Origin of the sequence: Maritimibacter fusiformis (assembly GCF_008086115.1) — a bacterium.
In the GTDB taxonomy this organism is placed as follows: domain Bacteria; phylum Pseudomonadota; class Alphaproteobacteria; order Rhodobacterales; family Rhodobacteraceae; genus Muriiphilus; species Muriiphilus fusiformis.
Window position 1 is genome coordinate 165818 of the sequence record NZ_VSIY01000005.1, and the last position, 12143, is coordinate 177960.

The 12143-nt window shown below is 64.1% G+C and carries 9 protein-coding genes and 1 tRNA gene; all 10 read right to left on the minus strand.

The window, feature by feature from the left end; all coding sequences use genetic code 11:
- Positions 1-308 precede the first annotated feature (308 nt).
- On the minus strand, positions 309-698 hold the full coding sequence (locus FVF75_RS08425; RefSeq protein WP_148377531.1) for a cation:proton antiporter: 390 nt from the start codon (positions 696-698) through the stop codon (positions 309-311).
- Positions 695-982: a K+/H+ antiporter subunit F gene (locus FVF75_RS08430; RefSeq protein ID WP_148377532.1), complete on the minus strand. Its 288-nt coding sequence runs from the start codon at positions 980-982 to the stop codon at positions 695-697. Before FVF75_RS08430 ends, FVF75_RS08425 begins: the two co-directional genes overlap by 4 nt.
- Positions 979-1479: a Na+/H+ antiporter subunit E gene (locus tag FVF75_RS08435; protein WP_148377533.1), complete on the minus strand. Its 501-nt coding sequence runs from the start codon at positions 1477-1479 to the stop codon at positions 979-981. Before FVF75_RS08435 ends, FVF75_RS08430 begins: the two co-directional genes overlap by 4 nt.
- Before the next feature lies 1 nt (position 1480).
- A complete protein-coding gene (locus FVF75_RS08440) occupies positions 1481-3025 on the minus strand; it encodes a monovalent cation/H+ antiporter subunit D (RefSeq protein ID WP_148377534.1) in 1545 nt (514 codons plus the stop codon).
- On the minus strand, positions 3022-3384 hold the full coding sequence (locus FVF75_RS08445) for a Na+/H+ antiporter subunit C (protein WP_148377535.1): 363 nt from the start codon (positions 3382-3384) through the stop codon (positions 3022-3024). The genes FVF75_RS08440 and FVF75_RS08445 overlap by 4 nt, the downstream gene beginning before the upstream one ends.
- A 1-nt stretch (position 3385) precedes the next feature.
- A complete protein-coding gene (locus FVF75_RS08450) occupies positions 3386-6268 on the minus strand; it encodes a monovalent cation/H+ antiporter subunit A (protein WP_148377536.1) in 2883 nt (960 codons plus the stop codon).
- A 375-nt stretch (positions 6269-6643) separates the two neighbouring features.
- Complete coding sequence (locus FVF75_RS08455) at positions 6644-10348, minus strand: vitamin B12-dependent ribonucleotide reductase (RefSeq protein WP_148377537.1); 3705 nt, start codon at positions 10346-10348, stop codon at positions 6644-6646.
- Between the two features lie 580 nt (positions 10349-10928).
- Positions 10929-11005, minus strand: a tRNA-Pro gene (locus FVF75_RS08460).
- A gap of 59 nt (positions 11006-11064) precedes the next feature.
- On the minus strand, positions 11065-11535 hold the full coding sequence (locus FVF75_RS08465; RefSeq protein ID WP_246138038.1) for a DUF192 domain-containing protein: 471 nt from the start codon (positions 11533-11535) through the stop codon (positions 11065-11067).
- Positions 11532-12071, minus strand: coding sequence for a cold-shock protein (locus FVF75_RS08470; protein WP_148377538.1), 540 nt, complete (start codon positions 12069-12071; stop codon positions 11532-11534). The genes FVF75_RS08465 and FVF75_RS08470 overlap by 4 nt, the downstream gene beginning before the upstream one ends.
- Positions 12072-12143 lie beyond the last annotated feature (72 nt).

The following is a 12143-nucleotide window of genomic DNA, read 5'->3' on the forward strand; positions in this document are numbered from 1 at the left end:
GCTGGTCAGCACATCTGCAGCTTGCGTGACAACGTGCTACGAAACTGCTACGAGCGCTTCAGAGCCACGGCAAACCGCCGATTTTGAATGATTTTTTCAGGGTAGGTCCGATCCATCATGGGAGCGACGGACAGGCGGGATGCCTTGCAAGCCCTGGTTTTCATATTCCTGTCCGTCATTTGGCAACCTGTCCTCAAACCCGCGTCTGGCGGTGGTTCACCGCGCATGTGGTGGCTCCAACCTCGTCTTGAAACCCCACCGGCACGGCAGCGGGCCGATGAGACCCCGGGACGGATCGCGCGCTGTCGCTAGCGCGGGTCCGGCTGCTCACTGAGCGTGTCGTCGTCCGACACGTTCAACGTCGCCCATTCCCCGTCCCCCGGCGGTGAAGGCGGAGTATCGCAGGAGCGAAGGTGGATATTCACCTTGGCAATGAAATGCGCCGATATGGGGGCCGTCAGGAAAAGAAACCCCATGATGAGAGTTTCGTGAAACGACCCCTCGGACAGCACGAACGAATGGATCATCGACGCCAGCAGCAATGCACCGATTCCCATTGTGCCCACCTTGGTCGGCGCATGCAGGCGGATCATCGGATCGTTGAACTTCAACAGGCCGATCACCCCGACCGCCACGAAGAACGACCCGATGAGCAGCAGGAACGCAATGGCATATGTTCCGATGATTTCCCCGGTCATTCGATGATGTCCCCCCGCAACAGGAACCGCGCCAACGCCACGGTGGACACGAAACCCAGCATCGCGATCAGCAGCGACACCTCGAAATAAATCTGCACGCCCTGGTAGACGCCCAGCAGGATCACCAGACCCAGCGCGTTGACCACCATCGTGTCCAGCGCCAGAATCCGGTCGCCGGGGCTGGGTCCGATCAGCAGGCGGACCATAGACAGCAACTGCCCCAGCGCCAGTGTCGCAAAGGCGATCTTCAGGGCGATATCCATCAGTTCGGTTGCGGCTGTCATCGGAAAATCTCCTTCAGGCGGCGCTCGTAGCGGTTCTTGATGCCGTCCACGATCCCGTCCGGGTCATCGGTATGCAGGACATGCACCAGCAGGCTGTGCCCCGATTCCGAGAAGTCGGACGAGACCGTGCCGGGCGTCAGGGTGATCGTGCCGGCCAGCACGGTGATGGCTTCCGGCTGTCTCAGGTCGAGCGGAACCACGACCCAGGCCGGTTTCAGTTTTGCGTTCGGCACCGTCAGGACGATCCACGCGACCTGAACGTTGGCCACCATGATGTCCCAGATCACGATGAAGCCGTAGCTGATCATCCTGGGAATATGAATGCCTTCGGGCGTATCCGGCCACCAGATCGACGTCATGCGCGGAATGACGATGCCCAGAAGAACGCCGAAGACGACCATCCCCGCGGATATCTCGTTTTGCAGCACGGTCCAGATAACCGCCAGCAGGATGGACAGATACGGATGCGGCAACAGCCATTTGAACGCACGCGCCATGTCAGTGGTCCCCCTTCGCCGGCGCGCTCAGTTTGCCGGGTGTTTCCACCACGGTCGAGATGTAGGGCTGCGGCGCGAACAACTGGTCTGCCATCGAGGTCGCGAAGCCGTGGATCTGCCCCGCGAACACGGTTTGCCCTGCCATGAGCGCGATCAACCCGCCGACCGCCACATAGGACAGGGTTGCGGGAGGTGACAGCAACACCCCGTCATCTTCCGCCTTCGTGGCATGTGCCTTCCAGAACAGGATGCTGCCGGCCCGGGCAAAGCCCACGATGGACACCAGACCGGAGCCCAGTATCACCGCCCAGATCCAGACCACGAGATCGCTGTTGAACGAGGCATCGAGCACCAGCAATTTGCCCAGGAAACCGGACAGCGGTGGCAGTCCCACCATGGCCGTCGCGCCGACGAAAAACAGCGCAGCGGTCGCGGCATTGCCGGCGGCGGGTGGTCGCGGCTTCAGGTCCAGGGATCCGCGGCCGACCAGCACCAGGTCGCAGATCAGAAACAAGGCCGCCCCCGCCAGTGTCGAATGCACGATGTAGTAAAGCGCCGCCGCGATGCCGGAGGGCGTGAACAGGGCGATCGACACCATCACGATGCCCATGGAGCCGATGATCGAATAGGCCACCAGACGGTCCAGCCGCTTGGCCGCAAGCACACCGATCATTCCGATCGCGACCGAGATCAGCGCGGCCGGAAGCAGCCAGAGGTCATACAGGCCAGCGGTCGCCTCCATGTTCGGGGGAAAGACCAGGGTATAGACGCGGATGATCGCATAGGCCCCGACCTTGGTCATGATCGCGAACAGCGCCGCCACCGGTGCGGGCGCCTCGGCATAGCTCGAGGGCAGCCAGAAATGCAGCGGCACCACCGCCGCCTTGATCGCGAAGACCAGCAGCAACAGGACGGCGGCGACCCGGATGCCCACGGTCTCCTGCGGATCGACCAGCGCCGCGCGGTTGGCCAGGTCGGCCATGTTGAGAGTGCCGGTCTCGGCATAGATCGAGCCGAGTGCGAACAGAAAAAGCGTCGACGCGATCAGGTTGAACAGCACGTACTGCGTACCGGCCTTGAGACGCGTGTTGCCGCCGGCGTGGATCATCAGGCCGTAGGACGCGATCAGCAGCACCTCGAAGAACACGAAAAGGTTGAACAGGTCGCCGGTCAGGAACGCGCCCATCAGGCCCATGAGCTGGAACTGGAACAGCGCGTGAAAATGCCGTCCGCGACTGTCCCAGCCGGACCCGATCGCAAACAGCAGCACGAACAGCGACAGCACCGAGGTCAGAAGCACCATCAGCGTGGACAACCGGTCGGCGACAAGCACGATCCCGAACGGGGCCGCCCAGTCGCCCATCCGGTAGAGGATGACGGTGCCATCGGAGGTATGCAACGCCAGCCCGAGCGCAATGGCGATGAGCGCCAGAACACCCGCAACCGACAGCACGCGCTGAATGCCGACGTGATACCGCGCGGCCAGCACGATGAAGGGCGCGCCTAGCGCGGGCAGGATCACCGGGGCGACAATCCAATGGGTCATGCCTCGTCCCCCTTCTGGTCGCTGTCGGTTTCGGCGTCGGGCAAATCGTCGACGTGATCGTCGTCAGCGCCAAGGAACGCCCCGAGAGCGATCATCACCACCACCGCCGACATCCCGAACGAGATCACGATGGCGGTCAGCACCAGCGCCTGCGGCAGCGGGTCGGTATAGGTCGATACCCCGTCGCGCAGGATGGGCGCGGCACCGATCGCCAGACGGCCGGATGTGAACAGAAACACATTCACCGCGTAGGTCAGCAGCGAGATGCCGAGGATCACCGGGAACGTCCGCAGGCGCAGCGTGAGGTAGAGCCCTCCCGCGGTCAGGATGCCGATGGCGGAGGCGACAAGCAGTTCCATGCTACACCCCCGCCCGTGCGGTGGAGGTCAGACCGTCGGCGTCGTCCTCTTCGCGTGACGGGTCGATATCCATCGGATGATCGTCGTCCACTTCGCTGGCCAGCCGCGCAAGGCGCGAGAAGCTCTCGAGCGACAGCATCACCGCTCCGACGACCGCCAGGAACACGCCCAGATCGAACAGCATCGCGGTGGCCAGTTCGAACTCCTTGAAGGGGGGAATGCGGACATAGGTGAAATCCGAGGTCAGGAACGGCTTGCCGACGAACCACGACCCGATCCCCGTCAGCCCCGCGGTCAGAACCCCGGCCCCGATCACCCCGTGGTAGGGATAGCGCAACCGCGCCGAGGTCCAGCCGAAGCCGCTGGCCATGTATTGCATCACCACCGCGATCGACACGATCAGACCGGCGATGAACCCGCCGCCCGGATCGTTGTGGCCGCGCAGGAAGATGTAAAAGCCCACCATCAGGACGATCGGCAGAAGAACCCGCGTCAGCACCACCATCATCATCGGATGGGTGTCGCCCGCGCGCGGCTGGTCGGGCTTGCGGTTCAGCAGCCGTGCGCGCACCGGCCCGCGCAGGAGCGTCTCGGTCAACGCATAGATCAGCAGCGCGGCGATGCCGAGCACGATGATCTCGCCATAGGTATCAAAGCCACGGAAATCGACCAGGATCACGTTGACCACATTGGTCCCGCCGCCGCCCTTGTAGGAATTGGCGAGGTGGAACTCGGAAATCGGCGTGCTGACCGCGTCGCGCAGCATGAAGTGATAGGACAGGCCAAAGGTCGCGACACCGCCCGCCACCGCAATGCCCGCGTCGCGCACCCGGCGCAGCACCGAGCTTTCCACCGGGGTCCGGTTCGGCAGGAAATTCAACGCCAGCAGCATCAGGATGATGGTGACCACTTCGACGGTGAACTGGGTCATCGCAAGGTCCGGCGCGCTGAAGAACACAAACCCGATCGACACCATCAACCCGACGATCCCGATCAGGATCAGCGACAACAGGCGGTTGCGGTGCAACAGGACCATCCCGGCGGTCGCGCCGAGCAGCATCAGCCAACCGGCGATGGGCACCGCGCCCGCGGGCTGCATCGTGCGCGTGGGCGCATCGAGCGTACCGGTGATCCAGGCATGGTAGCCGGCCGCAAAGATCGTGACCGCGCCGATCGCCGCATAGCGCGTGAAGGCGCCGTTGTGCAGCGGCAGGATGATCGCCCGCGCCAGCCCTTCCGCCGCCGCGACGATGGCATCGTAGATCGCCTTGGCTTCGGGGCGCGGGGTGCTGTCCCACAGGCGCAGGGCCGGCTTGAAGACGGACAGCAGGATCAGGCCGCCGAAGACCGCGATCAACGACAAAAACAGCGCGGGCACCAGCCCGTGCCAGATCTTGATATGCGCCTCCGGCACCACGCCGGCGGCACCCAGCAGCGAGGCCGTGACCAGCTTCACGAACGGCTCGACCACGAAGGGCGCGACACCGATCAGAACCACCAGCGCCACGAGGATGGCCGGCGGCAACCACAGACCGGCGCCCGGGTCATGCGGCGTGGCCGGATAGTCATCGCGCTTCGGGCCAAGGAACACGTGCCCGATCAGGCGAAAGCTGTAGGCGGCCGAGAAAAGCGATCCGAAGGTCGCCAGCGCAGGCACCAGCCAGGGTGTGCCGAACAGCACCGTGCGGCCCGACTCCTCCAGCATCATTTCCTTGGACAAAAAGCCGTTGAGCAGCGGAATACCGGCCATCGACAGCGCCGCCAGCGTGGCAATCAGGAATGTCACCGGCATCAGCCTGGAAAGCCCGCCGAGCCGCCGGATATCGCGGGTATGCGCCGCGTGGTCGACGATGCCCGCCGACATGAACAGCGCCGCCTTGAAGGTCGCGTGGTTCAGGATGTGAAACACCGCCGCCATCGCGCCAAAGGCCGTGCCGGTGCCCAGCAGCATGGTGATCAGGCCCAGGTGGCTGACGGTCGAGAACGCGAGCAGCGCCTTGAGGTCATGCTTGAACAGCGCGATCACCGCCCCCAGAACCATCGTGGTCAACCCGGCGCTGGTGACGATCACGAACCACTCCGGCGTGCCCGACAGCACCGGCCACATGCGCGCCATCAGGAAGATGCCCGCTTTCACCATCGTAGCTGAGTGCAGATAGGCGGACACCGGCGTCGGCGCAGCCATTGCGTGCGGCAGCCAGAAGTGAAACGGGAACTGCGCGGATTTGGTGAAACATCCCAACAGGATCAGGACCAGCGCGGGCACATAGAGGGGGTCGGCCTGGATCAGGTCGCGGTGCTGCAGGATCTCGCTGAGATCGTAGCTGCCCACGATCTGGCCGAGGATCAGCATGCCCGCGATCATCGCAAGCCCGCCCATCGCCGTCACCGCCAGCGCCATCCGTGCGCCCTGCCGCCCTTCGGGCAGGTGCTTCCAATAGCCGATCAGCAGGAATGACGATAGCGACGTGAGCTCCCAGAAGATGATCAATAACAGTATGTTGTCGCTCAGAACGATGCCCACCATCGCGCCCTGGAACAGCAGCAGGTAGGTGAAGAACTGGCCCATGTTGTCGTCGCGGCCAAGGTAGTGACGCGCATAGGCGATGATCAAAAGACCGATGCCGAGGATCAGCAGCGCAAAGAAAAATCCCAGCCCGTCCAGCATCAACGTGAAGTTGAGCCCCATGAGCGGCATCCAGTCCACCCGCGCCATCACCACCTCGCCCTCGAGGATCGTCGGCAAGTTGGTCAACAGCCCCACGAAGGCCGTCAGCGACACCGTGAAGGTCACCCCCGCCGTCGCCGAGCGGCCGGCAGAGTTCATCAGACCCGGGAGCAACGCGCCCAGAAAAGGCAGTGCAACAAGAATGAAGAGGGACACTTGGACTCCCGGTCAGAGGATTCTTGGGTTCGAACCAATTTGTGCAGCTGTCTCGGAACCTCAAGCACGAACGGCCGATTTTTTGTCAGAAAAGTCGCATTTTCTTCGGTTCGTATCAGCAAACCCGCCGCTCGCCGGGAATGCAACCATCTTCCGGCCCATCGGCCACGATCCCGGCCCCGCCGGACAAGAAAACGGGGGCGCAAGGCCCCCAGTTTCACGGATCGGGGCGTTTCGTTACCGCCCGTTGGTTTTTCGCCTGTATCCCGATCCGCGCCGGGGGCGAACGCATCCGCCCCTGAAACATTGTGTCGGCCCCTTGTCAGACACCGGGGCCGGAGCGGGCGGGGCTTATTACCGCCCCGCCACGTGCCGTCACGAACAGCCCGAGGTCGAACCGCAGGTGTTGCATTTCATGCAGGTGCCGTTGCGCACCAGCGTGTAGTTGCCGCAATCGCCGCAGGGATCGCCCTCGTAGCCCTGCATGCGCGCCTTGGTGCGGGCGTCCATCATGGTGACGCTGCCCGCGCTGATGGCGGTTTCCGACACCCTTGCCTCCAGCGTGGTCGACATCGCGGCGGCGGGAACCAGTGTTTGCAACGCCTCGGAGGGGTCGGCGCCGTTATGGAAGGCCGCCGCGCCGTTAGCGCCGCCCTGCAGCACCACCAGCTCTTGCGGCAGACGCTTGCGCAGGTAGCCGGTCGAGCTGATCTGCTTGAGCACCTCGATCGACCGGTTGGCGGCCGTATCCGACAGTTCCTGCACGTTTTCAACGCCTTCCTCGACGCCCTTGCCAAGGCTGTCAAAGCTCGCACCCTCGGGTTTGACATGCGCGAGGTCGGTGCGGTCGAGGTAGCTGACCGCCAGTTCGCGGAAGATGTAGTCGAGGATCGAGGTCGCGTTCTTGATCGCCGCGTTGCCCTGAACCATGCCCGCCGGCTCGAACTTGGTGAAGGTGAAGGCGTCGACGAACTCTTCCAGCGGCACGCCGTATTGCAGACCGACCGACACCGCGATGGCGAAGTTGTTCATCATCGCACGGAAGCCCGCGCCTTCCTTGTGCATGTCGATGAAGATCTCGCCCAACTGCCCGTCGGCATATTCGCCGGTGCGCAGATAGACCTTGTGGCCGCCGATGATCGCCTTCTGGGTATAGCCCTTGCGCCGTTCCGGCATCTTCTCGCGGTGCGAGCGGACGATTTCCTTGACGTAGACCTTCTCGATCACCTTCTCGGCCAGCACCGCCGCCTTCTCGTAGGTCGAGCCGTTGGTCAGGATCTCCTCGGCCTCCTCGTCGTCCTCGACCAGCGCGGACGCCAGCGGCTGGCTCAGCTTGGAGCCGTCGCGGTAGAGCGCGTTGGCCTTGGTGCCCAGCGACCACGACAGTTCATAGGCGCGCTGGCAATCCTCGATGGTGGCCGAGTTGGGCATGTTGATGGTCTTGGAAATCGCGCCGGAGATGAAGCTTTGCGCCGCCGCCATCATCTGAATATGGCTCTCGGTCGACAGCACCCGCTTGCCGGACTTGCCGCAGGGGTTGGCGCAGTCGAACACCGACTGGTGCTCGGGCTTGAGATACGGCGCACCTTCAAGCGTCATCGCGCCGATCGCGTGCAGGTTCGCCGCCTCGATATCGGCCTTGGAAAAGCCCAGGTGCCGCAGCAGGTCGAAGCCGGGGTCGGTCAGCTTGTCATCCGGGATGCCCAGCGTATCGGTGCAGAATTCCGCCCCCAGCGACCACTGGTTGAACACGAAGCGGATGTCGAACGCCGAGGCCAGCGCGGCTTCGACCTTGTCGATCTCGGCCTGGCCAAAGCCCTTGCCGATCAGCGTGGTGTGGTTGATCCCCGGCGCGTTGCCCAGGGTGCCGTGACCGACCGCGTAGGCAATCATTTCCTCGATCTGCGCCGAGCCATAGCCCAGCATGTCGAGCGCGGCGGGCACCGAGCGGTTGATGATCTTGAAATAACCGCCGCCTGCCAGCTTCTTGAACTTGACCAGCGCGAAATCGGGTTCGATCCCGGTGGTGTCGCAATCCATCACCAGCCCGATGGTGCCGGTCGGCGCGATCACCGAAACCTGCGCGTTGCGATAGCCGTATTCCTCGCCGAGGCTCAGCGCCTCGTCCCAGGCCGCCATCGCCAGGTCGACCAGGCGGTTGTCGGGGCAATTCGCGTGATCGAGCGCCACCGGCTTGACCGCAAGGCCGTCATAGCCCTCGGTGGCGCCATAGGCCGCGGTGCGGTGGTTGCGGATCACCCGCAGCATGTGGTCCGCGTTGCGCTTGTAGCCCGCGAAGGCGCCCAGCTCGCCCGCCATCTCGGCCGAGGTGGCATAGGACGTGCCCGTCATGATCGCGGTCAACGCGCCGATCAGCGCCCGGCCCTCTTTCGAGTCGTAGCCCAGCCCCATCTGCATCAGAAGCCCGCCGACGTTGGCATAGCCCAGCCCCAGCGTGCGGAAGTCGAAACTGCGCCGCGCGATCTCCTGCGACGGGAACTGCGCCATCATCACCGAGATTTCCAGCGTCAGCGTCCAGATCCGCGTTGCGTGCATGTAGCTTTCCGCGTCGAACCGGCCATCCTTGAGGAAGGTCAGCAGGTTCATCGACGCCAGGTTGCAGGCGGTATCGTCCAGGAACATGTATTCCGAGCACGGGTTCGAACCGCGGATCGCGCCATCTTCCGGGCAGGTGTGCCAGGCGTTGATGGTGTCGTGAAACTGGATGCCCGGATCGGCACAGGACCAGGCGGCATGGCCGATCTGTTCCCACAGGTCACGCGCCTTGACGGTCTTGGCGACGCTGCCATCGGTGCGGCGGATCAGCTCCCAGTCGGCATCGTCGTGCACCGCCTGAAGGAAGGCATCGGTCACGCGCACGGTGTTGTTGGAGTTCTGGCCCGAAACCGACGCATAGGCCTCGGAATCCCAATCGGTGTCATAGGTGGGAAACTCGATCGCGCCGTAGCCCTGCTTTGCGTAATCCAGCACGCGCTTGACGTAAGTTTCCGGGATCGCGCATTTTTTCGCGTCGCGGATCGCGGATTTCAGGGTCGGGTTGACCGCCGGATCATAGGCGTCCGCCTCGGCCCCGTCCCAGGCGCGGATCGCCGCGAAGATCTCGTTGAGCTGGCGCTCGTGCATCTTCGAGCCGGCCACGAGCGAGGCGACCTTCTGCTCTTCCTTGACCTTCCAGTTGATGAATTCCTCGATGTCCGGGTGGTCGGCATCGACGATCACCATCTTGGCCGCGCGCCGCGTGGTGCCGCCCGACTTGATCGCGCCCGCCGCCCGGTCGCCGATCTTGAGAAAGCCCATCAGCCCCGACGACTTGCCGCCGCCCGACAGCCGCTCGCCCTCGGCGCGCAGCGACGAGAAGTTGGTGCCGGTGCCGGAGCCATACTTGAACAGCCGCGCCTCGCGCACCCACAGATCCATGATGCCGCCGTCGCCGACCAGGTCGTCGCCGACCGACTGGATAAAGCAGGCATGCGGCTGCGGATGCTCATAGGCCGAGGTCGAGCGGGTCAGCTCGCCCGACTGGTAGTCGACATAGTAATGCCCCTGCCCCGGACCGTCGATGCCGTAGGCCCAGTGCAGCCCGGTGTTGAACCATTGCGGCGAGTTCGGCGCGCCCATCTGGGCGGCCAGCATGAAGCGCATTTCGTCGAAATAGGCGCGCGCGTCGGCCTCGGTGGTGAAATAGCCGCCCTTCCAGCCCCAATAGGTCCAGGCCCCGGCCAGACGGTCGAACACCTGCTTGGCCGAGGTCTCGCCGCCGGTGCGGTCGCCTTCCGGCATCTTGGCCAGCGCGGCCTCGTCGGGCACATGGCGCCACAGGAATTCCGGCACGTCCTTTTCCTTGACGGGCTTCAATGCCGCCGGAACACCGGCCTTGCGGAAGTACTTCTGCGCGATCACGTCCGAGGCGACCTGGCTCCAGCCCTCGGGCACCTCGACATTGTCGAGCTTGAACACAACCGTTCCGTCCGGGTTGCGAATCTCTGACGAGGTGGTGGTGAAGTCCAGCCCTGCGTATGCGTCCGCGTCTGCCTCGGTGAATTTCCTGTCGATTTTCATGTGCCCCGTCGTTCCTCTGTCCTGTGCCTCGGCCCCGTCTTGACAGCGGGTTCCGGGCTTGTGCCGTCAAAGTGTCCTGCAAGCCGACCCGGGCCACGAACCGCAACAGACCACCCGACGCTGGCCAGCAATTGACCAACGCATGACCCTGTCCCTTGGTGGGAGAAAGGTGAGGTGTGTGTGTCGTTTTGTTCCCTACCCGCCGACACTACTACATCTGGTAGCGCGCCGACTTGCTCGCACAAAGTGACGTGTCCACCCGCCTCGGTCAACGACATTGTTGGCGATTCTTCGGGCTCTTTCGGGTTGACGCGGCGGGCTTTCGCAGGGCCGCTCCAGCACACGGAAACGGCGAGTCGGAAAACGCCACGGTATTTCAGGCGTTTCCCCGCAATGGCTCGCCCGTCGCATGATCCGGCGCGCGATCCGGCGGGCGCGAAACCGTTCCCGTGGCCTGCGGCAGCAATGCAACAGGCAAGGATTCGTGGCCGTGTCGATGTTCGATTTCTGCAAGAAACTCGCAGATCACCCACCATATCTAGGGGTGGCAGCGCGTCATCGTCTGTATCTGGTGTCAGTGTGGTCGGGGCGGCGAGATTCGAACTCACGACCTACGGCACCCAAAGCCGCCGCGCTACCAGACTGCGCCACGCCCCGATCCGCGCATTCAATACAAAGCGCGCGACCGAATGGAAAGCCCGAACAGGCCCCCGCCTTTACGGCGTGCAGGGCCAGGCGGCATGGGTGGGGTCGAAAGCGGGGTGGCGCACCTCGGCCCCCGGGGCGATGCCGATCGAGGCCGCGACGCCGCCGCGGACCTCGAGCACCGCAAGCACGCCGTCGCCGCCGGAGATCGGCGTCAGATCGCCGGGCACCGCCATCGGGTGCACATGCCGGACCACGCCCTCGGCATCGATGAATACCATGTCGAGCGGGATCAGCGTGTTCTTCATCCAGAACGACGGTTGGCCGGGCTGTTCATAGACGAACAGCATGCCCTGCGACGCCGGCAGCGAGGCCCGGTTCATCAACCCCTCGGCGCGTTCGGCGAAATCGTCAGCAATCTCGACCGTGAAACGCGCGGCGCCGAAATCGCCACGAATGTCGAGCCGGTTGTCAGCGCAGGTTTCGGCCGATACCGCCCCGGACAGGGCCAGCACGGCGATGGCGGCCAGCGCGCCCCTCACGCCTCGTCATCGCGGTCGAGCGCCGCGTCCCAGGCGGTGACCAGCACCGCCATGCGCCCGCGCGTGCCGTCGATGGCGCGCACGCCGATGGCCTCGCCCGGCTGAAGATCCGAGAACCCGGACCGGCGCAGGACTTCAACGTGGATGAAAATGTCCTCGGCCTTGCCGAACGCGTTGGCGAAGCCGAACCCCTTGCCCTTGTCAAACCACTTGACCCGGGCCGGTTCCAGCGGGTCGGCCTCATCGAGGTCGACCGCATCCTCGGCCAGCACCTCGCCGCCGGCATCGCCGCTGGGCGGCTCGATCGACAGAACCTCGACCGCCTGCATCCCGCGCTGGGTCGATTGGGTGACGATCTCGATCAGCGACCCATCGGCCACCGAGCTTTGCCCGAAATTGCGTAACACGTTGGCATGAAGAAGAATATCCGGCCCGCCCTGTTCAACCACGACAAAGCCGAACCCCTTGGCAGGGTCGAACCATTTGACATGGCCACGCAGGACTTCCCGCTCCTGCGGTTCTTGTTCTTCGTTCATCCGGTCACCCGCAAAGTCTCATCCCCGCCATCTTTTTCCGCCAGAAATCGAAAATGTGCAAGCAATGGCTGA

What these genes read in the sequence shown, in the direction of transcription:
- FVF75_RS08425 (WP_148377531.1), bottom strand. Translation starts at nt 698, where the DNA reads ATGACCGGGGAAATCATCGGAACATATGCCATTGCGTTCCTGCTGCTC.
- FVF75_RS08430 (WP_148377532.1), bottom strand. Translation starts at nt 982, where the DNA reads ATGACAGCCGCAACCGAACTGATGGATATCGCCCTGAAGATCGCCTTT.
- FVF75_RS08435 (WP_148377533.1), bottom strand. Translation starts at nt 1,479, where the DNA reads ATGGCGCGTGCGTTCAAATGGCTGTTGCCGCATCCGTATCTGTCCATC.
- FVF75_RS08440 (WP_148377534.1), bottom strand. Translation starts at nt 3,025, where the DNA reads ATGACCCATTGGATTGTCGCCCCGGTGATCCTGCCCGCGCTAGGCGCG.
- FVF75_RS08445 (WP_148377535.1), bottom strand. Translation starts at nt 3,384, where the DNA reads ATGGAACTGCTTGTCGCCTCCGCCATCGGCATCCTGACCGCGGGAGGG.
- FVF75_RS08455 (WP_148377537.1), bottom strand. Translation starts at nt 10,348, where the DNA reads ATGAAAATCGACAGGAAATTCACCGAGGCAGACGCGGACGCATACGCA.
- FVF75_RS08470 (WP_148377538.1), bottom strand. Translation starts at nt 12,071, where the DNA reads ATGAACGAAGAACAAGAACCGCAGGAGCGGGAAGTCCTGCGTGGCCAT.